This window comes from Synergistota bacterium (assembly GCA_021159885.1).
In the GTDB taxonomy this organism is placed as follows: Bacteria; Synergistota; GBS-1; order GBS-1; family GBS-1; genus AUK310.
Genome location: JAGHDO010000032.1, coordinates 1 through 21,275 on the forward strand (window position 1 = coordinate 1; position 21,275 = coordinate 21,275).

Annotated in this window: 21 protein-coding genes and 2 tRNA genes; 6 read left to right on the forward strand and 17 right to left on the reverse strand. The window is 44.9% G+C overall.

Annotated features, from left to right (window positions below; translation table 11 throughout):
• The 3 genes from J7M13_02890 to nikR all read right to left on the reverse strand — a co-directional run.
• Positions 1–610: phosphoenolpyruvate hydrolase family protein (locus J7M13_02890; protein MCD6362934.1), on the reverse strand; the 610-nt coding region annotated here is incomplete at its 3' end.
• Positions 611–624: 14 nt separating this feature from the next.
• Positions 625–1,839 (reverse strand): Tm-1-like ATP-binding domain-containing protein, encoded by a 1,215-nt coding sequence (locus J7M13_02895; GenBank protein ID MCD6362935.1) that lies wholly within the window; start codon positions 1,837–1,839, stop codon positions 625–627.
• 39 nt (positions 1,840–1,878) lie between these two features.
• Positions 1,879–2,286, reverse strand: coding sequence for a nickel-responsive transcriptional regulator NikR (gene nikR, locus J7M13_02900; GenBank protein MCD6362936.1), 408 nt, complete (start codon positions 2,284–2,286; stop codon positions 1,879–1,881).
• Between the two features lie 56 nt (positions 2,287–2,342).
• Here nikR and J7M13_02905 point away from each other — a divergent pair.
• Positions 2,343–2,417, forward strand: a tRNA-Val gene (locus tag J7M13_02905).
• Between the two features lie 3 nt (positions 2,418–2,420).
• Here the strand turns inward: J7M13_02905 and rimI are convergent.
• Genes rimI through J7M13_02930 form a run of 5 tightly spaced genes read right to left on the reverse strand, consistent with a single transcriptional unit; the run spans position 2,421 to position 7,971 of the window.
• On the reverse strand, positions 2,421–2,840 hold the full coding sequence (gene rimI, locus J7M13_02910; protein ID MCD6362937.1) for a ribosomal protein S18-alanine N-acetyltransferase: 420 nt from the start codon (positions 2,838–2,840) through the stop codon (positions 2,421–2,423).
• A 32-nt stretch (positions 2,841–2,872) separates the two neighbouring features.
• A complete protein-coding gene (locus J7M13_02915) occupies positions 2,873–4,135 on the reverse strand; it encodes an adenylosuccinate synthase (GenBank protein MCD6362938.1) in 1,263 nt (420 codons plus the stop codon).
• Positions 4,132–5,055 (reverse strand): divergent polysaccharide deacetylase family protein, encoded by a 924-nt coding sequence (locus J7M13_02920; protein MCD6362939.1) that lies wholly within the window; start codon positions 5,053–5,055, stop codon positions 4,132–4,134. Before J7M13_02920 ends, J7M13_02915 begins: the two co-directional genes overlap by 4 nt.
• The gene (locus tag J7M13_02925; GenBank protein MCD6362940.1) at positions 5,052–6,242 is read right to left on the reverse strand and encodes a S41 family peptidase; all 1,191 of its coding nucleotides are present in this window, start codon (positions 6,240–6,242) and stop codon (positions 5,052–5,054) included. The genes J7M13_02920 and J7M13_02925 overlap by 4 nt, the downstream gene beginning before the upstream one ends.
• Complete coding sequence (locus J7M13_02930; protein MCD6362941.1) at positions 6,232–7,971, reverse strand: WecB/TagA/CpsF family glycosyltransferase; 1,740 nt, start codon at positions 7,969–7,971, stop codon at positions 6,232–6,234. Before J7M13_02930 ends, J7M13_02925 begins: the two co-directional genes overlap by 11 nt.
• Positions 7,972–8,059: 88 nt before the next feature.
• Here J7M13_02930 and J7M13_02935 point away from each other — a divergent pair, with 88 nt between their 5' ends.
• The gene (locus J7M13_02935; GenBank protein ID MCD6362942.1) at positions 8,060–8,836 is read left to right on the forward strand and encodes a DUF2993 domain-containing protein; all 777 of its coding nucleotides are present in this window, start codon (positions 8,060–8,062) and stop codon (positions 8,834–8,836) included.
• On the opposite strand, the gene serS is transcribed toward J7M13_02935, so the two are convergent.
• The 5 genes from serS to ribD are packed head-to-tail and all read right to left on the reverse strand — an operon-like array spanning position 8,774 to position 13,508.
• Complete coding sequence (gene serS, locus J7M13_02940) at positions 8,774–10,054, reverse strand: serine--tRNA ligase (GenBank protein MCD6362943.1); 1,281 nt, start codon at positions 10,052–10,054, stop codon at positions 8,774–8,776. The genes J7M13_02935 and serS overlap by 63 nt on opposite strands.
• On the reverse strand, positions 10,047–10,526 hold the full coding sequence (locus J7M13_02945; GenBank protein MCD6362944.1) for a 6,7-dimethyl-8-ribityllumazine synthase: 480 nt from the start codon (positions 10,524–10,526) through the stop codon (positions 10,047–10,049). The genes serS and J7M13_02945 overlap by 8 nt, the downstream gene beginning before the upstream one ends.
• On the reverse strand, positions 10,526–11,794 hold the full coding sequence (locus J7M13_02950) for a bifunctional 3,4-dihydroxy-2-butanone-4-phosphate synthase/GTP cyclohydrolase II (protein ID MCD6362945.1): 1,269 nt from the start codon (positions 11,792–11,794) through the stop codon (positions 10,526–10,528). The genes J7M13_02945 and J7M13_02950 overlap by 1 nt, the downstream gene beginning before the upstream one ends.
• On the reverse strand, positions 11,781–12,419 hold the full coding sequence (locus tag J7M13_02955; protein ID MCD6362946.1) for a riboflavin synthase: 639 nt from the start codon (positions 12,417–12,419) through the stop codon (positions 11,781–11,783). The genes J7M13_02950 and J7M13_02955 overlap by 14 nt, the downstream gene beginning before the upstream one ends.
• 33 nt (positions 12,420–12,452) lie before the next feature.
• Complete coding sequence (ribD, locus tag J7M13_02960) at positions 12,453–13,508, reverse strand: bifunctional diaminohydroxyphosphoribosylaminopyrimidine deaminase/5-amino-6-(5-phosphoribosylamino)uracil reductase RibD (GenBank protein MCD6362947.1); 1,056 nt, start codon at positions 13,506–13,508, stop codon at positions 12,453–12,455.
• A gap of 87 nt (positions 13,509–13,595) precedes the next feature.
• On the opposite strand from ribD, the gene J7M13_02965 reads away from it, so the two are divergent.
• The 3 genes from J7M13_02965 to J7M13_02975 are packed head-to-tail and all read left to right on the forward strand — an operon-like array spanning position 13,596 to position 16,823.
• Positions 13,596–14,459 carry an HDOD domain-containing protein gene (locus tag J7M13_02965; GenBank protein ID MCD6362948.1) on the forward strand — a complete coding sequence of 288 codons (864 nt, stop codon included), beginning with the start codon at positions 13,596–13,598 and terminating at the stop codon, positions 14,457–14,459.
• A complete protein-coding gene (locus J7M13_02970) occupies positions 14,459–16,051 on the forward strand; it encodes a PAS domain S-box protein (GenBank protein MCD6362949.1) in 1,593 nt (530 codons plus the stop codon). The genes J7M13_02965 and J7M13_02970 overlap by 1 nt, the downstream gene beginning before the upstream one ends.
• Positions 16,011–16,823 carry a response regulator gene (locus tag J7M13_02975; GenBank protein ID MCD6362950.1) on the forward strand — a complete coding sequence of 271 codons (813 nt, stop codon included), beginning with the start codon at positions 16,011–16,013 and terminating at the stop codon, positions 16,821–16,823. The genes J7M13_02970 and J7M13_02975 overlap by 41 nt, the downstream gene beginning before the upstream one ends.
• Here the strand turns inward: J7M13_02975 and J7M13_02980 are convergent.
• Genes J7M13_02980 through phoU form a run of 3 tightly spaced genes read right to left on the reverse strand, consistent with a single transcriptional unit; the run spans position 16,816 to position 19,683 of the window.
• A complete protein-coding gene (locus J7M13_02980; protein MCD6362951.1) occupies positions 16,816–17,454 on the reverse strand; it encodes a CBS domain-containing protein in 639 nt (212 codons plus the stop codon). The genes J7M13_02975 and J7M13_02980 overlap by 8 nt on opposite strands.
• Positions 17,455–17,461: 7 nt before the next feature.
• A complete protein-coding gene (locus tag J7M13_02985; protein ID MCD6362952.1) occupies positions 17,462–19,012 on the reverse strand; it encodes a mucoidy inhibitor MuiA family protein in 1,551 nt (516 codons plus the stop codon).
• Complete coding sequence (gene phoU / locus J7M13_02990; GenBank protein ID MCD6362953.1) at positions 19,009–19,683, reverse strand: phosphate signaling complex protein PhoU; 675 nt, start codon at positions 19,681–19,683, stop codon at positions 19,009–19,011. Before phoU ends, J7M13_02985 begins: the two co-directional genes overlap by 4 nt.
• Positions 19,684–19,761: 78 nt before the next feature.
• On the opposite strand from phoU, the gene J7M13_02995 reads away from it, so the two are divergent.
• Positions 19,762–19,850: transfer RNA gene (locus tag J7M13_02995), tRNA-Leu, on the forward strand.
• A 157-nt stretch (positions 19,851–20,007) separates the two neighbouring features.
• Here the strand turns inward: J7M13_02995 and J7M13_03000 are convergent.
• Positions 20,008–21,240 (reverse strand): phenylacetate--CoA ligase, encoded by a 1,233-nt coding sequence (locus J7M13_03000; protein ID MCD6362954.1) that lies wholly within the window; start codon positions 21,238–21,240, stop codon positions 20,008–20,010.
• Positions 21,241–21,275 lie beyond the last annotated feature (35 nt).

Genomic DNA, 21,275 nt, shown 5'->3' on the forward strand with positions numbered 1-21,275 from the left:
CCTCATCGAGCGTTAATGCAACTGCAGCACCGATGGTTCCCGATGTTGTCAACCCAACATGGGCAACGAGAATATCAGCACCAGCTTCAGCCATCTTCTTAGCTTGCTCTTCATCAAATACATACGGCGCGGTAAAAAGCCCCATCTCATGGGCTATCCTTATCATTTCCACTTCTTTATCATATCCCATGCCGGTTGCTTCAAGGTTTGCTCTAAAAACGCCATCTATTAATCCCACAGTTGGAAAGTTCTGAACACCAGAGAAGTTAACAAACGAAACTTCCTTCAAGAAAACCTCCATATCTCTGAAAGGATCGGTTCCGCAAACGCCGGCTAAAACGGGAGTGCGCTTGACCACCGGTATAACCTCGCGAGCCATCTCCATGACTATGGCATTGGCATCTCCATACGGCATGAGACCAGCCAAAGAGCCCCTTCCGGCCATGCGATAGCGCCCGGAGTTATATATTATTATCAGATCCGCGCCTCCAGCCTCAGCCATTTTAGCGGATATACCGGTTCCCGCTCCGCATCCTATTATGGGTTCTCCCTTCCCTATCTTCTCCCGAAAACGGGCTAATATCTCCTCTCGCGGAATACGCTTTACCATGATTTAACACCTCCTTATTCTCTCTCCTTCAGAAACTCAAGCATCTTAGAAACCATGGCTTCAGCAAACTCATCGTCATTTATGTTGTAGTCGAGCTCATAGACCGGAATGTCAGGCCTTATATGCTTCTTTATGGCATCGAATAGAGCCTTATCAGCCTCAGGCCACCAGAACTCCTTACCGGGAGCATCGAGCATGGAAACCCCTTTAAGAGGCAAGAAAATGGCAACGGGAGCGGTTGAGCGATTAAGCTTCTCAGCGAGAATCCTACCAAGCTCGGCATTTTCCTCCGGCGTAGTTCTCATCAAGGTAACGTTGGGATTCCAGCGATAGAACTTTCTCCCCTTGAACTTCTCGGGTATCGTCTCAGGTGCCCAGAAATTGACCATATCAAGGCAGCCGGGAGCAACAACCTGAGGAACACCAGCCTTAGCAGCAGCTTCCAGTCTCGTTGGCCCTGCAGATAGAACGCCTCCAACGAGCTCATCCGCAAGCTCGGTCGTTGTTATATCCATAACTCCCTTAAAGTAGCCCTCTTCTATAAGACTCTCCATCGTCTGCCCTCCAGTTCCAACCGCGTGAAAGACAAGCACATCATATCCTTTATCTCTCAATCTCTTAGAACAGTAATTAACGATAGGAGTAGTATTCCCGAACATGGAGGCAGCGACGAGAGGTTTTTCCTCCATTTCGGGAATTTCAGACTCAACCATTCCAACTATTGCCCCAACGGCGTTTGAATATATCCTAGCGCTGATTTTATTCACACCCGCAACATCGACCACGGAAGGCATCATAACGATATCTTTAATGCCGACATAGGGTCTGGTATCACCTGAAGCCACGGTGCTGACCATAACCTTCGGAACGCCTATAGGAAGAGCCTTCATAGCGGAAGTTCCTATCACGGTTCCCGCGGAACCCCCAAGCGAGATAACCGCATCAATCTCTCCCTTATCGTAAAGCTCTCTAACCAGCTTGGCTATCCCCCGCGTCATAACGTCCATAGCTAAGGACTTATCGGATTTCTTTCTCAGCTCATCAAGGGAAACCCCGCCTGCCTCAGCAACCTCAGAAGACGATATATCAGGCTCAAATAGAGGCTTCCCAACAACGCTCGTGTCAATAACGAGAGCTCGATGCCCACGCCTCTCTATCTCCGATTTTACGAAACGTAGATCCTCACCTTTGGTATCAAGCGCCCCTATAACCGCTATTACTTTAGCCATCTCTCATCACCCCCTTAAATGAAAAGAGCGCCCCTTCTCTCACAGGGGCGCCCCTCCTACCACCGCCGGAACAAGCTTAGCGTACTTAACTCCTTTCTGCGTCCCTATGCGGGAAGCAATATCCCTCAGGGTAGAAACCCTGCCCTTAAGAAGAATAACCTCAAGACAATTTTCCTCATCTATATGAAGATGGAGGGTAGATATGATTTCCTTAAGATGCTCATGCTGTATCTCGGTTATATCCCTTCTATGATGATCATAAATAACAACGAGAACGGCTGTTGCTTCATCAAAAGTCTCCTTCCACTCCGTTTCAAGTATGAAGTTCCTGATAAGGTCTCTAATAGCTTCTGATCGATTCTCGTATCCCTTATCTACGATAACCTCATCAAACCTTTTAAGAAGCTCTTCCTCCATGGAAACCCCAAACCTTATGACCTTTCCCACAGTTTCTGTACCCTCCTCTTGCCTTTTAAGAGCTTTACCATTATAATAACATATGTGGGCGCTTAGCTCAGCGGGAGAGCGCTTCCCTCACACGGAAGAGGTCGCTGGTTCAATCCCAGCAGCGCCCACCATTTTTATATCTCAAGCCTCATTATAATCGCATCTGCTCCCTCATCCCTGTAATAGCCGGGAATTAAACCTATCTCCTTAAATCCGTATTTTTCATAAAGCTTTCTTGCAGGCAGATTAGACGGATTAACCTCAAGGACGACGCTCTTAACTTTTCTATCCTTGGCTATCTCAAGAAGAGCCAAAAGAAGCTGCTCTCCTATCTGATTTCCTCTCCAACGGGGAGCTACTGCAATTGTAGTTATATGCCCCTGCCTTTGATAAAACTTTATTCCCGCATACCCAACGACTCTACCTCTAAGCCGGGCAACTATATAAACGCTATCTTTGAGCTCAAGTTCTTCCCTGAAAGTCTCCTCGCTCCATGGAAAAGGAAAACACTCCCTTTCTATTTCAAGAACTTCATCCAAATCGCCCAAGTTCATAAAATCTATATCAACCAAGATCATAGTCAAGGTTAAAGAGCTATCGTCTCTTCCCTACCGGGGCCCACCCCTATAAAGAAGACTTTGCACCTCACGATCTCCTCTACCAGTCTAACGTAATTTCTCGCCTCCGGGGGGAGATCGCCGAAGGTTCTAACATCTCTTATATCTTCGCTCCAACCATCTATCTCCTCATATACAGGCTTAGCCTCATCAAGAAGCGGGGTAAACTCCTCTGTCCTTCTTCCTGAAACTTCATATGCAACGCATATCTTTATCTTCTCCAAGCCCGTCAGGACATCAAGCTTGGTCAAAGCTATTTTATCAACGCCATTAAGCTTAGCAGAGTATCTTATCATGACCCCGTCAAGCCATCCACATCTCCTCGGTCTGCCCGTTGTAGCCCCGAATTCACCACCTCTCTCCCTCACCATAGAGGCGGTTTCCTCATCCATCTCAGTGGGGAATGGCCCCATACCTACCCTCGTCGTATAAGCTTTTAGAACACCTATAACCTCATCCACATCCTTAGGGGATATTCCAGCTCCGACGCAAGCTCCTCCGGATAGCGGATGGGAAGAAGTAACATAGGGATATGTTCCATAGGTTATGTCAAGGAGAGTCCCTTGAGCTCCCTCAAAAAGAAGATTTTTGCCTGAACTAATCAGTGAGCTAACGAGCGAAACGGTATTGCAAACCTTATCTTCAAGGAAATCTGCATATTTTAAGCACTCTTCTCTAATTTTATCGTAGTCGAGGGGAGGGCCTCCATATATCTTCGTTATAAGCTCGTTTTTTCTGGCAAGTACAAACTTCAGTTTTCTCTCAAAAAGCTCTCTTCTTAAGAGATCCCCCACACGTATTCCAATTCTCGATGCCTTGTCAGCATAAGCAGGACCTATGCCTCTTTTAGTAGTCCCTATCTTGTTTTCTCCCCTTCGATTTTCCTCAAGCTCATCAAGTATTTTGTGGTAAGGCATAACAAGGTGAGCGAGCTCACTTATCCTGAGCTCACCTATCCTTCCGGCTTCCCTTTTAAGAGATGTATATTCCTCGAAAAGCAAAGGTAGATCTACCACAACTCCATCGCCTATTACGCACAGCTTTTCCGGATAAAGCATTCCTGAGGGAAGAAGATGAAAGATGAATTTCTTATCTCCAAGCACGACTGTGTGCCCCGCGTTGCTTCCTCCTTGATACCTTAAGACAACGTCGACATCCTTCACAAGGTAATCAACGACCTTCCCTTTTCCCTCATCTCCCCATTGCATACCCACCACAACCGAAACCGTCATCTTGCAACAACTCCATTTCCGTAAACTATGTTTGAGGCAAAAACGAGCTCCACAAATCTCCTTATTTTAGGAAGAAGTCTCTCTAAAGCAACGTAGGTATCGTGCCTGACATGCCCGATACCTATTACTCTTTTCTTTCTTCTGGTTATCCATACGAGTTTCCATATATACTCCTCAGCTTTGCTCTCACCGGAATACGAGTCTATAAAAAGTGAATTATAGTAGGATGGGAGTCCCATGCTTCTCGCAATTGCATAAGCCACCGTTTTATGAGATGTACAGCTGTCCACGAAAAAGAGCCCCTTTTCCTTTAACACCCTCATTACTTTTCTCATTAAGGGAGCGCTTTCCGTAGCTAAGGAACCCATATGATTGTTAACACCAACAGTGTGAGGCACGGTCATAAGAGCATCCTCTATGATTTTCCTTATCTCCCTTTCTTTCATATTTACTCTAATGGTGCCCACTCCAGCCCACCTATGCCCATAAGCCTCCATAGGAAGATGGAGCATAACCTCCTTCCCACTCAGATGGGCTCTTTCAGCGATAAACTTAGACCATGGGAGAAACGGTAGCACCGAAACAGTAATCTTATAAGGAAGAGATATAAAATCAAGAGCAAGCGGCGTTCTGTAGCCAAAATCATCTATTATAAAAGCAAGCTTTGGAAGCTTGCTCTTCCATCTCGGCTTTATGGATTCAAAGAGCGCGTAAAGCCCTCTTCCAAGCTCTCCCCATAAATTAAAGCTGAAGCCTATAGGCCTCAGCCTGAAGAAATAAGTAATTTTATACCCTGCTCCACTTACACCAGAGAGCTTTCCCTTAAAGCAAAGCTTCACAGGCTTAGGAGAGAGAAGAAAAAGCACGATAACCATAAGAAAAGCTATAAGGATAAGAGCAAAACCCCACATCGCTCTCATAAAGCTTTTCCCATCTCCTGAAGAAGTATTTCTTTAGCTTTTTCAAGCTGCACATCCTTTTTTGAACTTTCCGGTTGCTTGACCACGATATCCGGCATAAGTCCCTTCTTATGAATAAGTCTTCCCTTGGGCGTATAATAGTAAGCTATAGTTATATGGAGAGCAGAACCATCCTTAAGCGGTATCACAGTTTGAACCGACCCCTTTCCAAAGGTCTTAACGCCAATAAGCTTCGCCCTCTTGTTATCCTGCAAAGCACCAGCAACTATTTCCGAAGCGCTCGCAGTTCCCTCGTTAACGAGAACCACCATAGGGCAGTAGGGGATAGCCGTACCATTGGCTTTGTAAACTACGTTATACCATGGATACCTTCCCTTGGTACTCACTATAACACCTTTATTTATGAAAAATCGGCTTACATATACCGCTTCCTTAAGAAGCCCCCCCGGATTGTTTCTAAGATCGAGGATTATAGCCTTGTACCCTTTCTTTTTGAGATCATTCAGCGCCACCTTTAACTCCTGTGATGTGTTCTGATTAAAATACGTTAGCCTTATATAGGCTATCTTATGATCAAGCATTTTCTTCTTAACGGCTTTAAGCTTTATCAAAGCCCTCGTTATAGTAAACTTAAGAAGCTTGTCTACTCCCTTTCTGCGAACCCATATCGTAACCTTAGTACCAGGCTTACCTCTAAGAAGCTTAACAACCTTAGTTAAGCTCATATTTCTCGTAAGCTCATTCTCTATCTTTACGATCTCATCCTTAGCCTTTAAGCCTATTCTATAAGCAGGCGTATCCTCTATGGGCGAGACTATCACAACCCTGTCATCTTTCTTCGTTATTATTATTCCAAGACCTCCATAGCGCCCTTTTATCTCTATTTGCTCCTCCTTATACTCAGTCGGGTCCTCATATCTCGTATAGGGATCGCCGAGCGCCTCTACCATACCCTTAAGGGCTCCATACTTAAGCTTCTGAGGATCTATCTTGCTCGGGTCCACATAGTACATCTTGATAAGATTCCATACCTGTATAAGGCTTTCTATTATGTTGGCAGGTGGAACCTTCTTAAGAAAAGGAACTACAGGGGGGCTCTGCGCCTTCGTGGTTTCAGCGAAAGCTAACGATCCGAGCAAAAGAAAGATTACCGCTAAGGATATGGCTACAATTCTCTTAATCCTCACCTTCTCCACTCCCTTTCAAGAGATTTATTATTAAAAGCAAAGCAAACCGATAAAGCTTAAGAACCTTTCTTAATCTCCAAGGCTCAAGTAGCGCCCTATAAAGCCATTCCAGCCCCATTTTTCTCAAAAGCAGAGGCGCTCTCTTTATGTCCCCAGCCCAAACATCAAAGCTTCCTCCCACCCCCATCATAACGGGAACACGAAGCTTTTCCTTATTCCCGTATATCCACTTCTCCTGCTTGGGCACTCCCATACCAACAAATAAATAGTGCGGATGTGCCATTCTTATACGCTCTATTAATTTTTCCTCTTCCTCCTTGCTAAAATAACCATCACTAACTCCCACTATCTCAATTCCAGGAAAGGCGCGCTTCAAGTTAATAGCAGCTCTTTCAGCAACACCCCTTTTAGCTCCAACGAGAAAAACTCTCCTTCTATGGAAAGATGCTCTCTTTAGAATAGCACCCATAAGCTCTATCCCGGGAAGTCTTCCCCCTATGGGTTGTCCAAGAAGCCACCCCGCTATAACTATCCCTATGCCATCGGGAACGACCATATCAGCTTCATCAAGTATTTTCCTGTACTCTCTGTCCTCAAGGGCAGTCAAGATAGCAGGACTATCAGGCGTAATTATCACATGGCTTTCCCCATCTCGAAGAAAAGCCTCAATCCTTCCAAGAGCATACTCAAGGGAAATATTATCAACTCTAACACCAAAGATGCTTCGTCTCATTCCTTGTTCTGCAACGGAAGAAAGAGTTCCAGAAAGAAATCTACTATACCCCCTCACGAGAAGAATCGCTCCAAGAGGAATAAACAGAGCTATGTAAACGCTGGGAAATTTAAACAAAAGAAGAGCCCCTATACCCAAATAGAGGCTTAAGATATGTATTAAAAATGCTATCTCCCTCTGCTCCAAACCTATCGCCAAAAGATGATGATAGAGACGCCTCCCACGATCAGGAAGCGCAGAAGAAGCAAGGGGATGAATATATCCAGAAACCACGGCATAAGACGAATTAAGGAGAGGAACCCCAAGGATCATTATAGGTATCAAAAGCGTCAAAAAAGCGGTCCTTTTCAAAACTCCCAAGATTGCAACGGTTCCGAGAAGAAATCCCAACATGCTTGAGAAACCTTCGCCTAAACGTTCTCCTCCCTTGATCGCAAGAAGCACCGCACAGAAAAGAGCGGTAAATGAAGATAGCGCAATCGCATCCCATAATCCCTGATGCTGCATATAAGCGACCATCCCAAAAACGGTTGAAGCTATAAGCGAAACACCAAGAGACGCTCCCTCTACCTCATCAAGTATAACGAGAGAATTAGATATTCCCACAATCCACAAAACGGTCAAGGGAAAAGCGAGAAAACTCAAATAGTAATATCCACCATGGGGAGAACTGAGGAAGTGAATACATATTCCCTCTCGCGCCAAATATATCGCTATACCTGAGAGTAGAAAGAGCTTTAAACTATGAGGCACACGATATCCCTGAGAATAAAAGCCTATCCAGAAAACCAAAATCGCAGAGAGAAAAACTGGAGAGAGATCCGGAAAAAACTTAACAAGTAAAAGCGAGGCAGAGGCAAAAACGAGAATTAAGGAAACGGAAAGAAAAAGCTCCCTTTTACGGTCTTCCTCTAACTTTCTCTTACCGCGTTCAGGAAGAATGGAAAGAATAAGAGCGAAAACGATCAAAAGTAGATAAGCGGAAAGGCCCCTCACGTATGATCCCCCCTTGCGTTAGCCCGGATTTCATTATAAGCTATTTATGGCTGGATAGTCAAACTGAAAAAGGAGAGTTTGTGAAAAAATGAAATTAAAACCCTTCTTAAAATTTTTTATCGTTGTCGTTCTGCTCCTCGTGCATAGTATTTCCTTTTCGTCGGAGGGCCTTTCGGAAAAGCTCAAATCCGCTTTAGAAGAACTCTTTACTCCAAAGAGAATAGAAGTTTACATAAACGGAAGCGCTGAAGATCCCTTCTTCAAGGACATATATGTAGAAGCGGAAGATGCAAAAACCTCAGGATTACCCATCGAAAGGGTGAAAATCGAGGCGATAGATGCGAAGCTTAATCCATCTGATGAGTGGGAAAGGGGAAACATTAAGGTAGAAAAGGTGAAAGATGTTAGGCTTCTTATGACAATAACCGAAGAGGGATTAAATTCATTTCTGCGGGATAAGATAAAGGATGCCAACGAACATGGTTTAAAAAAAGCTTACGTTAGAATAAAGAAAGATAAATTCATACTTGCCGCTTCGTATCAGCTCGGAGGCCTTCCCATAAGAGTTCTCGTCGAGCTCGCGGGAAAACTGAAGATAAAGGGTAGTAAGATCTACTTAGCAGATTATAAGTTTTATGTGGGGGGACTTAAAATGAGAAAGGAGTTCACCTCCCGCATTTTGAGGAAGGTGAACCCCATCTTAGACTTAAGAACGCTTCCCTTCCCCGTAAGGGATGGAATTATAGAACAAGAAGAAGGAAAGATAACGATAAGGACGAAAACACTCCCTCAAAAACCAGATCTACTTCGAAGGAGGAATAACCCTAATCCCTCCCATATAGGAAACCAGCGCTTCGGGTATTAAAACGCTTCCATCTTCCTGCTGATAGTTCTCAAGTATAGCAGCTAAGGTTCTGCCCACCGCCACGCCAGAGCCATTAAGCGTATGAACATAGCGGGGCTTCTCCCCTGGTGAGGGCCTGTATCTTATATTAGCCCTGCGCGCCTGAAAATCTTCACAATTACTACATGAGGAGATTTCCCTATATCTTCCCTGCCCCGCCATCCAGACCTCTATGTCGTATGTCTTAGCTGATGTAAAGCCCATGTCACCTGTGCAAAGAAGCACTACTCTGTAAGGAAGATTAAGCCTTCTTAAGACCTCTTCCGCATCCCTGACCATCTTCTCAAGCTCATCATAGGAGCTCTCCGGTTCAGAGAACTTCACAAGCTCAACCTTATTAAACTGATGCTGTCTTATTATCCCTCTTATATCTTTTCCATAAGAGCCAGCCTCTCTCCTGAAGCAAGCGGTATACGCCGTAACATAAATCGGTAAGCTCCCTGGAGGAAGAATCTCATCCATGAAAAGATTAGTCAAAGGAACCTCCGCCGTGGGGACGAGATAGAGATCATCATCCCTGCATTTGTAGAGCTCCTGCTCAAACTTAGGGAGCTGACCCGTACCGAACATAGCTTTGGAGTTAACGAGAAAAGGCGGAAATATCTCCTTATAACCGTGCTCGCTCGTGTGAAGATCAAGCATGAAGTTTATAAGCGCTCTTTCAAGCCGAGCACCAAGACCCTTTAAAACCGTAAAGCGGGATTCTGCAAGCTTAACCCCTCTTTCAAAATCAAGAATATCAAGCCGTTCACCTATATCCCAGTGAGGTTTCGGCTCAAAATCAAACTTCGGTGGCTCTCCCCATCTTCTTACCTCCACGTTATCGTTTTCATCCTCGCCCACGGGAACGCTCTCATGAGGAACATTCGGTATAGAAATGAGCATATTCTTTATCTCAGATTCCAACGTAGAAACGCTCTTATCAAGCTCTTTTATCCTTCGAGATACCTCCTTCATCTCCTGAAGAAGCTCCGTCGGATCTTCTCCCTTAGCTTTCATCGCAGCTATTTTCTTAGAGACCTCATTTCTTTTCTCCTTGAGAGCTTGAACCTCGCTTAATGCGTTCCTCCACTCCTCGTCCTTTTTAAGAAGCTCATCAAGGGGAAAAGAATATCCCCTTTTCCTAAGAGCAGTTCTAACTCTCTCTGGATCCCTTCTTATGGCTCTCAGATCAAGCATCTTTACCCAGCTCCTTCACCAGATTTATCATCTCTATGAGGGATAAAGCAGCATCCCAACCCTTATTACCCGCTTTTGTCCCAGCCCTCTCTATAGCCTGCTCTATATTATCTGTAGTTAGAACTCCAAAAGATATAGGAATCTCACACTTAAGCATAGTTTGAGCTATGCCCTTGGCACACTCTGAGGCTATATAGCTAAAATGAGGAGTATCACCTCTTATAACGGCACCAAGACAGAGAACTCCATCATATCTTCCGCTTTTGGCCATTTTTAAAGCCACAAGTGGGATCTCAAAAGAACCTGGAACCCAAGCAATTTCCATATCATCATCGGAAACCCCATGCCTCCTTAAGGCATCCAACGCTCCATCAAGCAACTTCCTCGTTATAAACTCATTAAACCTTGAAACTACTATTCCTATTTTTATACCTTTACCCAGAAGCTTTCCCTCGTAAACCTTCAAGATCATCACCCCTTGTATTTACAGCATAATAAATGCCCCAGCTTTTCAGCCTTTGCCCTGAGATAATCCTCATTATAGGCATTAGGCTCTATCTCAATTGGAACCCTTTCCACTACCTTAAGTCCATAGCCGGCGAGTCCCACTATCTTTCTGGGGTTATTGGTTATAAGCCTTATGGTAGAGAGCCCAAGATCCGCAAGTATCTGAGCACCTATGCCATAATCTCTCAAGTCTGGAGGAAAACCAAGCGCGATATTGGCATCAACCGTATCAAAGCCCTCCTCCTGAAGCTTATAAGCCTTAAGCTTGTTAACGAGTCCTATACCACGTCCCTCCTGTCTCATGTAAAGAAGCACGCCCATGCCCTCTTCCTCTATCATCTGCATAGCCCTGTGCAGCTGTTCCCCGCAGTCACACCTGAGAGAGTTAAAAACATCCCCCGTCAAGCACTCTGAGTGGACTCTCACAAGAACGTTCTTTTTACCCGAAACATCACCTTTAACGAGAGCTATATGAACGAGATAATCATCATCCCCATCAAGAAGAGACTTATAAGCTATCACCTTGAAATGTCCCCACTTAGTAGGAAGATCAACATTCTCGACTATCCTCTGAACGAGCTTTTCCCTCTTAAAGCGATAAGCTATAAGGTCCTTTATAGTTATTATTTTAAGGCCGTGCCTTTGAGCGAACTTAAATAGCTCGGGGAGACGAGCCATGGTTCCATCGTCGTTCATTATCTCACATATTACCCCCGCTGGATAAAGCCCCGCAAGCCGGGCAAGGTCAACTGCTGCCTCAGTGTGCCCTGCTCTTCTTAACACCCCTCCCTCCCGCGCCATCAGCAGAAAGAGATGCCCCGGCCTTCTTAAATCCTCAGGCTTTGTGTTGGGATCGAGTATCGTTTTAACCGTTAAAGCTCTATCGTATGCGGATATGCCTGTGGTAGTGCCGTGCTTAGCATCCACAGTTATCGTAAAAGCTGTCTCATGAGGATCTGTATTCTCCGTAACCATAAGGGGTATCTTGAGCTCCTCAAGTCTCTCCTTGATTATAGGCATGCATATGAGACCCCTACCATACTTAGCCATAAAGTTTATAGCTTCAGGTGTGACTTTTTCAGCAGCGATAATCAAATCCCCCTCATTTTCTCTATCTTCGTCATCGACAACTATAACCATCTTACCTTGCTTTATATCTTCTATGGCTTCCTCAACTGTGTTAAACCTAAAGTTCTCCAAAGCTATCCCCCCTCTTCGCTCACATAAATCCATATTTTTTCAAAAGCTCCACTGTAACACTTTTCCTCTCCGACTCCTTCCTCCCTTTTAACATTCTATAGATATATTTCCCAAGTATATCGAACTCAAGGTTAACAAGATCACCCGCTTTTCTCCTCGAGAGATTCGTTCTTTCAAGCGTATGTGGGATTAAGGCAACCGAAAAAGCTCCCCTCTCAACCGAAGCGATGGTCAAGCTCACACCATCAACCGCAATAGACCCCTTCGGGACTATGTAATCGGTATACTCCTCCGGAAAGGAAATCCATATTCGGCGCGATCTCCCCTCAGGAACAACATCGGAGATTCTTCCCATGCAATCAACATGCCCCAAAACAAAGTGTCCCTCAAGTCTATCACCCACCCTTAATGGCCTTTCAAGATTAACCTCGTCCCCAATCTTAAGCAGCGATATATTCGTTTTCTCAAGCGTCTCTTTCATAACGTCAACGCTAAAAAAACCCTTGCGTGAGAAGACAACAGTCAAACATGCCCCATTAACCGCAATACTTGCACCCACCTTGAGAGGCGCAAGATCTGTAGCGATACTGAGCCTCCAAACTCCTCTCTTTTCTATGTCTACCACCCTACCGAGATCCTCTATAAGCCCTGTAAACATCTCTCTCTAAAAAAATAATTATAGCACAATACATTAAAAATATCCCTCTATGAGCAAATCATGGGACATTCTCCTTATCCTGACATTCTTAAGCTCTATTGATTCCCCTATAGAGCAAATTTCGATCTCATCAAAGGGGCCTATACCTCCCCCGACTATCCTGGGAGCTATAAAGTAAAGCAATTTATCCGCAAGCTCTTCTCGAAGGAAAGAGGAAAAAACTTTCCTTCCCCCCTCGACCATAACGCTCGCTATGTTCAGCTCTCCAAGCTTCCTCAAAACCTCATGAAGATCTAAAAGATCTCCCTCTCCCGGAACAGCATAAAGCTCAACACCCCTCTCTCCGAGCCTATCTACCTTCTCCGAGGAAATGTCCTCCGAGTGAAATATAATTTTCCTTCCATCCCCAAGAAGAACCTTAGATCCCAAAGGAATCTTTAAAGACGAATCGAGAATCACCCTCACGGGATTCCTACCCTTAACGAGCCTCACCGTAAGTTCAGGATCATCCTTTAAAACCGTTCCCACACCAACGAGAACAGCGTCATAAAACGCTCTATACCTATGAACTAACCTCCTTGATCTCAAAGAAGTTATCCACTTAGAATCACCAGAGTAAGTGGCTATTTTACCATCGAGCGTCGAGGCAACCTTAAGAACGATAAATGGGATCTTAGCTTTTATCCACTTAAAGAAGGCTTCGTTTAACCTCTTAGCTTCATCTTGAAGGACTCCCACCGTCACTTCTATACCAGCATTTTCGAGCATCTTTACGCCTTTTCCAGAAACCAAGGGATTGGGATCTAGCGTGGCTATCACAACCCTCTTGACCTCCGCCTCTATGATCCTCGGGGCACATGGCGGAGTCTTCCCATAGTGAACGCAGGGTTCCAGATTCACGTAAAGGGTCGCTCCCTTCGCTTCCTCACCTGCTTTCTCTAAAGCCACCGCTTCAGCATGAGGACCACCATAATAAGCATGATAACCAGTGGATATTATCCTACCATCTTTAACCAAGACAGCGCCAACCATAGGGTTGGGACTAACCCTACCTGCGCCCTTCTTAGCTAAGAAGAGCGCTTTTTTCATAAAAACTCTATCCAAGGCGAGACACCTCCCTCAAAAATATATTATAATGTTAAGAGAAGAAAATCGAGGGAGGAAAGGATGAAGTAAATGGAACGTTTCAAGCTTAAGGAAACGATCCTTTCCAAGCTCCGGGATCTCCCCACTCTTCCGGACGTAGCAAACAGAGTAATGGAAATCGCGAGCAATCCGCGTTCCTCAGCAGCGGACATGGGGAAAGTGATATCACAGGACCAGGCTCTAACCGCAAGGATCCTGAAGCTTGTCAACTCCGCCTACTATGGCTTTCCTCGAAAGATATCCACCGTAACCCAGGCAGTTGTAATTCTTGGTTTTAGAACCGTGAGGGACTTGGTCTTAAGCATCTCGGTCTCCGAGCTCTTTAAGGGGAAAAAGCAGGCAGGCATGGACCTGGAAGCGCTCTGGCTACATAACCTTGGCGTGGCGGTAACCTCCAAGATACTGGCACAGAGGATAGATTATGATCAACCCGATGAGGCCTTTACAGCGGGCTTGCTGCATGATCTTGGAAAACTCGTTCTTATAAGATTCATGCCCAAGGATTATGAAAAGGTAGCAACCATAGCCAAAAATGGAGGAAAGTGGATAAGAGACGTTGAGGAAGACATTCTGGGGGTGGATCACGCAGTCGTGGGGAAATGGGTGGCTGAAAAATGGAAATTTCCTCCGCAGCTGACTCATGCCATACTTATGCACCATCAGCCTCAAGCGGAAAGCGAATACCCGGAGCTCGTCTCAATCGTTCACGGTGCGGATGTTTTCGCGAGAATAAAAAGGATAGGAAGTGGAGGTGATAATCAGATTCCCTCATTTAAAAAAGAAGCCTGGGCAACCTTGAGGCTCAAGCCTCAGGATCTCAACGAAATATATGCTCAGATAGATGAGGAAATGGAAAACGCCAAAAGCTTCTTTGAGACTCTGAGAAAAGGATGATGAATGGCTTAGAGAAAACCCTGAGAGATTTAAAACAAGCATATGAAGAGCTAACGAGACTCAGAAAAATATCCGAGGAGATAGGGCTTGCCTCATCAGTCGAAAGCGTTAAGGAAGTGCTCCTAAGATACGCTGAGAGGATAGCGCCCTCGCTTAAGGAAAAGTATGTTATCTTCACGGATGAGAATGAACCACCACCGGAAATAAGAGAGCGCTGGGAAAGGTGGAAACGGGAAGGAGTTGTAGACTGGATAAGAAGACAAGGAAAAACCACGGTGCTACCCGAAGATAATTTAACCTATATCTTTACTCCCCTCAGGGTTAAAGGGAAATGTATAGGGATTCTTATCATATCCACTGAGAGTTCACCAGAGGAGTTCAGTCAGCAAATTCTTCAGCTTTTGGACACCGTAGCCCATCAAGCAGCCGTGGGAATAGAAAACGTGAGGCTCTACAAAGAAATCGAGAAAATGAAGGATTTCCTTCAAGAGATGTTCAACCAGCTTCTTCACGGCATACTTGTAGTAAGCAGGGAGGGAGGAATTCAAGCGTTTAATAAAAAGCTATTGGAGCTTCTCAAGATAGACCTAAGTGAGGACCTCAAGGGCAAGGTTATAGATGAGGCTTTCGATGAAATTTTCTCCCTAAAGCTAAAGGAGCTTATGGTAGAGACATTCGTAAAGGGGAGATTAATAGACCAGGAGTTCGATTATTCAAAGGGAGATTACCGCATACCGCTGGGAATAAGCTCAACCATCTTTAGAGAGGGAGGAGAAGATAGCGGAATAATATTTATAGTCAGAGATCTATCAGAAACGAAGGAGCTTGAAAAGCTAAGAAAACTCGATAAGTTAAAGAGCGAGTTTATATCGAGCGTAAGCCATGAATTGAGAACACCACTTACAGCGATAAGAGGATTCGTTGAGTTAATGCTCGATAGCATTGAGGAGCTCGATACTGAAACTGCTCGAACATATCTTGAGATAATAGACGACGAGGCAGAGCGCTTAACGCGATTAATAAATAACCTGCTTGATTTCTCAAGATTGGAAACCGGCAGGTTAAACCTTGAAATGAGCGAATTCAACGTGGAAGAAATAGTAGACCGCGCGATAAAGATGTTCGAAGGAAAGGCAAAAGAGAGAGGATTAAAGCTATATAAGGAAATAGAGAAAAACTTACCCCCCGTTAAAGGAGACAAGCATAAATTGCTTCAGGTCCTTATAAACCTCTTAGATAACGCCATTAAATATATAGGAGATGGCAAGAGAATATGGGTAAGGGTTTGTTCTGAAAATGGAAGAAGAGTTAAGATATGCGTGGAAGATGAGGGAATAGGAATCCCGAAAGAGAGCCTGCCATATATATTTGACAAGTTTTTCAGAGTAGAGGGAGATCATTTCCACAAGGTAAGCGGCCTTGGACTTGGGTTGGCCATAGCTAAACACATCGTTGAAGCCCACAAGGGAAGGATCTGGGTAGAGAGTGAACCCGGTGTGGGTTCCAAATTCTTCTTTTGCATTCCGTTTTCCCAGGAGGTAGATGAAACGGGTGAGCGAGAAGAAGGAAAAGATAATAGTAGCCGAGGATGAGAGCAAGATCCAGATAGTAATAAGGAGCGCACTTGAGAAATATGGATATGAGGTTTTAATTGCAAAAGATGGGCTTGAAGCGCTGAATCTTATCCGGGAAAATCCAGACGCAGTCGCCCTTATAACCGATATCTCAATGCCTAATATGACGGGATTGGAGCTCGTCGAGGAGGTAAGAAAAAACGGCCCTAATCCTGAAATACCAGTACTCGTTTTAAGCGCTTATCATTCTAAGGACAATGTGCTGAAGGCAAAGGAGCTGAAGGTAAACGAGTTTATAGCCAAGCCATTTCCGCTGAAGGAACTTATAGTAAGAGTTAATAGAATGCTCGGCAAAGAGCTACCACAGGAAAAGCCCAAAGTAAAGAGGGAAGAGAAAAAGTACACCGGTTCTACCAAGAAAATACTCGTTGTAGATGATTCCAAGATGATTCTTAAGATGGCAGAAGCGACGCTGAGAAAAGCGGGATTCAATGTGATAACCGCGGAAAACGGCAAACAAGGATTTCTAAAGGCAACGGCAGAAAAGCCAGACTTGATACTCACCGATATAATGATGCCAGAAATGGATGGCTTAACGCTCTGCGAGGAGTTAAGAAAAAATCCTCAGACTAAAGACATCCCAATATTAATAATATCCACTAAGGGACAAAAGAAAGACGTAATAGAAGCGCTTCAGCGAGGGGCGACCGGATACATAGTAAAGCCATTCAGCCCCAAGGATCTCGCCACGAGAGTATGGAAGACCTTGGGGCTAAAGGCTTCTACCTGAAATCACACAGAGAGATTTCGGTTCCTTGCAAAGCCTCGAGAAATCGTGCATCCTCAAGCCCTTTTACCTTTACCACAACCCTTCCCCTACCCTCGTTGGGGGAGGGATAAGTAGCCAGTGCTATTATATTACCTCCGTATCGCGCTATAAGCTGAGTTAGCTGAGCCAAAACGCCCTCCTTATCCGGTACCTCGAAGACGAACCTGCTTCCTTCCCTGCCCGCTCCGAGAAGCTTAAGAAGAACCTTAAAGATGTCGGTTTCGGTTATTATTCCCACAAGCTCTCCATCACGCATAACAGGAAGGGCACCTACCTTCTTATCAGCCATGACTTTCGCCGCTTCCTCGATGGGAGTGTCATCTGAAATCGTTATGACTTCCTTCGTCATTATGTCTTCAACCTTAAGCTTGCTTAAAAGATAGCTGAGCTCCCAAACATCAAGCGTAGTTGCCTTAGAAGGAGATGCATAAAGGAGATCCTTTTCAGTTATTATACCTACGAGTTTTCCCTCATCGTTAACCACCGGTAATCTCCTTACACCCTTGTCTCTCAAAAGCTTCAGCGCATCCTGAAAAGCCACATCAGGCTTTACCGTAATCGGATTTAGCGTCATAACATCCCTAACAAACATACCTTTTTCACCTCCACTTAAACTCTAATTCCTTACCCTGAGGATAAGATATCCTGTAGACAAAGTTCAATCTCGCTTTCTCTCCGCTTTTTAAAGTGATCTTCCACTCGATATGCCCCGTACCCGTTTTCCTAAATGGCTTAGGATCAATTTTAATAAGCTCCACTTCGACTCTCGAATCCACGGATACAGGTATGATCTCATCGACCAGAATCTTTGCCTCAGAACCAGTCAGGTTTCTCAAGCTGATCTCATATCCCCGCTCCCTCACGCTTCCTTTCGTGAAGATACCCTTCTCCGTCTCCCCTATCTTAAGAAGCTTTCTTTTAATTTCTATCCTCTCCTCATTCCCAAAGCAAAGCTTATACTCCCCTCCACGAGTCATACCGCTTACATGCTTCTTCCCAAGAAAAGTAGTCCCCATGTAGATCTGCGCAGTCCCAGGAAGAAAGTCAAAGGGGGAAGAAAGCTTTACCTTAACCATTCTGTAAGCGGAAGCCTCGCTATAAGGACAACACAGATAATAGATCTCTTCGGCTTTCAGATTCCCCCTCCATACCAAAACTCGTTTCCTCTCACCAGTTGAAGGAATGGAAAAGGCTCTCCGAAGTGATATTTTTACGCCTAAAACTCCTTTCTTGAAAGAAATCTTCTTTTCACCCCCTTCTCGGGCACGAAGAGCTACTGGAGGCGGTGAAGGTACAGCAGCCATAGGAGGAGGAAGCTTAAGAGCCTTTTCTTTCCTCATCAGGCTAACCAGCAAATCCCTCTTCCGAGGTGGAGTAAGAGAAAAGCCTCTTCTTTCCGAAGATAGAATGATTCTTGCATTCTTCCAATCCTCGCCCGTTTTTTGCCAAATACTTGCATAAACTGAAACATCAACTCTCTTAAAATCGGGATCAAGGACAAATTTATACTCGGGACTCCAGCCCGCCTTAGGACAATAGAAAGAATAAAAAAGCTTCCCACCGCTTCTATTTCCCTCTATCTTCAAAAGAGCAAGATTTCTGCGCCGGGAATTCGGCGTATCTATTTCCTCAAGCCTTTTTCTAAGAAGCTCGATCCTCTCTTTTAGCTTCTTTACCTTCTCGCTTGTCTTGGCTATGTCTCCCACGTACTTATCAACCCTGTCCTCTACAAGAGTCATCCAAGACTGAGCCTCGCTCGGACTTTCCATCTCTACCTTCTTCAAAAGAACCTCAAACATCTTAAAGGAAAGCTCCGCTTCCTTCTTTTTATCTAACGCTTTCTTTTGCTCCCTCTCAAGCTCCCTTATCTTATCCTTAAGCTCTCTTATAGCAGGAATTTCATCATCAGAGAGATAGACACGCGAAAAGGACATGGAAGATATGGAAAAACCCTGAGCCTTTACCCTAAAACTCTCCACAGGAGACGAGTAGGGAAACAGGATTTTAAACTCGCTTTTTCCCGCGGGAACTTCCACAACTCCCCTAACAAAAGCTCCCTCCGGATAAAGCTCAACTTTAAGCCCAAAAGCCGTCAGAGGAATAAATAAGACAGCGATAACCGCAAAAAATAGTATACTAACCCTTCTCATCTTATCTCACTCGCTCTTATTAACCTTCCAGTTATCATATATATAACCTTTTCAGCTAAATTAGTCGTATGATCTCCCACTCTCTCCAAAAATCGCGCAACGAAAAGAAGTTGAACTCCCTGTTTCAGCGTTCTTCCAGGATCTTCAAGCATCAGAAAGAACAGCTCACTCATTATCTGCCTCTCAAGATCATCGAGGAAATTGTCCATCTTACAGACCTCATAAGCTTCATTCACATCTCTCTTAAGATAAGCTTCTATAGCCATGTCCAGCATCTTTTCCGCGTGTTCCGCCATTCTCGGCAAATCTATAAGCGGTTTGACAAACGGTTCCTTTCCTATGGCCAGAACGACCCTCGCTATATTAACCGCGAGATCCCCGATTCTCTCAAGATCAACTATCATCTTCATTATAGTAGTTATTGTCCTCAGATCCCGAGCCAATGGTTGTCTTCTCGCTATAACTTCAACGCACGACATATCTATATCAATGGTCAAGTCATCAAGCGTATCGTCAGCGTTTATAACCTCATTAGCAAGATCAGCATCCTGATTAACCAATGCTTTCATAGCCTTTTCAAGCGCCTCTTTCGATAGAGAAGCCAGCTTTAACATTTTTTCTTCTAACTTTCTTAAATCTTCCTCAAGACTCGCTCTAACGTTTATCGTCAACTTCTCCTCACCCCCCTATAAGATTTTAACTCACCCCTTTCTCTTTGAAAAGTCCTGTGATATAATTTAAAAAAGGGTGCCGAGATGGCGGAATTGGAAGACGCGCCGGACTCAAAATCCGGTGGGGTTAAGCCCCCGTGCGGGTTCGACTCCCGCTCTCGGCACCATTATTTTTACTTCAGCTTCCTTAAAACCAGAAGCCCTACGGGTGCAAAAAGCAGAAGAAGTCCTGAAGAGTACACTCCCACGGAGCATCCACCACCAGTGTTAGCCAGCTGACAGAGAAAAGCGTCTCCTCTTCCCGGCATACTAATCTTTCACCCCTCAAGCCTCAACCAGCCTTTTAGCTTTCCCAGGAGATCTCTCGATAGCTCCCGGAGGCAATATCCTTAGCTCGACGCTTACCCCAAGCTTGTCTTTCAAAGCTTTAGAAACCTTCCTCGTAAGCTCTCCAACATCCCCAGCATATCCATTGGCAAGCTCACACCTCACCTCAAGCCTCTTCAAGTGCCTCCGCTCACCAACAACAAGCTGATAGTTAAGGCTCAACTCCCTAAAAGAGCCCAGCACCGTCTCTATCTGCCTTGGGAAAACGTTGACTCCGCGGACTATTATCATATCGTCAGTCCTGCCCTTTATTCTGTCTATGCGTGGTCCTGATAATCCACATGGGCATCTACCGTTCACAAGCCTCGTTATATCACGCGTTCTATACCTTATCATGGGAGTCGCTTCCCTATTTAGCGTGGTTATAACGAGCTCGCCCTCCCTACCAAAAGGCAGAGGCTTGAGCGTTTCGGGATCTATAACCTCCACTATAAAGTAATCATCATTAATATGAAGCCCATTTTTATAGGGACACTCCATAGCTACCCCAGGACCCCAAATCTCGCTCAAGCCATAGATATCAAGGGCAGTTAACCCCAATCCCCTTTCTATCTGGGTTCTCATTTCCTCGCTCCAAGGCTCCGCGCCAAATATCCCAAGCCTCAAGCGAAGATCAGCAGGAGAAATTCCTTTCTCAGCAAGAACCTCCGTAAGATAAAGCGCGTAGCTCGGCGTGCAAGCCAGAACCGTGGTTCCAAGATCCCGCATGAGCTCTATCTGTCTTTCCGTATAACCACCAGAAGTTGGTATCACGCAACACCCGAGTTTCTCAGCACCATAGTGAAGTCCAAGTCCTCCAGTAAAAAGACCATAGCCATAAGAAACCTGAATGATATCATCCTCCTTAGCACCAGCAACCTTCAAGCACCAAGCGACAAGATTCGACCACCTATCCACATCTTTCTTGGTATAGCTTACTACCGTTGGCTTTCCAGTAGTACCAGAAGAACAGTGAACTCTCACAACACCTCTTAGCTCTACCGCAGTCGCTCCCCAAGGATATCCATTTCTCAGATCATCCTTCGTCATAAAGGGGAGATTCTCGATGTCGCTAAGCGTTCTGATATCGTCTGGTTTTATTCCCGCCTGATCCATCTTCTCCCTGTACCAGGGATATCTCTCATAAGCTCTCCTCACGCTCTCCCTTAAAGCCCTTAACTTCCCTTCCATCTTAAAACTCCCCCTCCTTAAATATAAGTGCGTAA

Coding starts and splice junctions, on each gene's coding strand:
- J7M13_02915 (MCD6362938.1), bottom strand. CDS start 4,135: ATGACGGTTTCGGTTGTGGTGGGTATGCAATGGGGAGATGAGGGAAAA.
- J7M13_02965 (MCD6362948.1), top strand. CDS start 13,596: ATGGAACGTTTCAAGCTTAAGGAAACGATCCTTTCCAAGCTCCGGGAT.
- J7M13_03000 (MCD6362954.1), bottom strand. CDS start 21,240: ATGGAAGGGAAGTTAAGGGCTTTAAGGGAGAGCGTGAGGAGAGCTTAT.
- serS (MCD6362943.1), bottom strand. CDS start 10,054: ATGCTTGATCTGAGAGCCATAAGAAGGGATCCAGAGAGAGTTAGAACT.
- J7M13_02985 (MCD6362952.1), bottom strand. CDS start 19,012: ATGAGAAGGGTTAGTATACTATTTTTTGCGGTTATCGCTGTCTTATTT.
- J7M13_02980 (MCD6362951.1), bottom strand. CDS start 17,454: ATGTTTGTTAGGGATGTTATGACGCTAAATCCGATTACGGTAAAGCCT.
- J7M13_02970 (MCD6362949.1), top strand. CDS start 14,459: ATGAATGGCTTAGAGAAAACCCTGAGAGATTTAAAACAAGCATATGAA.
- ribD (MCD6362947.1), bottom strand. CDS start 13,508: ATGAAAAAAGCGCTCTTCTTAGCTAAGAAGGGCGCAGGTAGGGTTAGT.
- J7M13_02945 (MCD6362944.1), bottom strand. CDS start 10,526: ATGATCTTGAAGGTTTACGAGGGAAAGCTTCTGGGTAAAGGTATAAAA.
- J7M13_02950 (MCD6362945.1), bottom strand. CDS start 11,794: ATGGATTTATGTGAGCGAAGAGGGGGGATAGCTTTGGAGAACTTTAGG.
- J7M13_02935 (MCD6362942.1), top strand. CDS start 8,060: ATGAAATTAAAACCCTTCTTAAAATTTTTTATCGTTGTCGTTCTGCTC.
- J7M13_02955 (MCD6362946.1), bottom strand. CDS start 12,419: ATGTTTACAGGGCTTATAGAGGATCTCGGTAGGGTGGTAGACATAGAA.
- J7M13_02895 (MCD6362935.1), bottom strand. CDS start 1,839: ATGGCTAAAGTAATAGCGGTTATAGGGGCGCTTGATACCAAAGGTGAG.
- J7M13_02920 (MCD6362939.1), bottom strand. CDS start 5,055: ATGAGAGCGATGTGGGGTTTTGCTCTTATCCTTATAGCTTTTCTTATG.
- rimI (MCD6362937.1), bottom strand. CDS start 2,840: ATGAACTTGGGCGATTTGGATGAAGTTCTTGAAATAGAAAGGGAGTGT.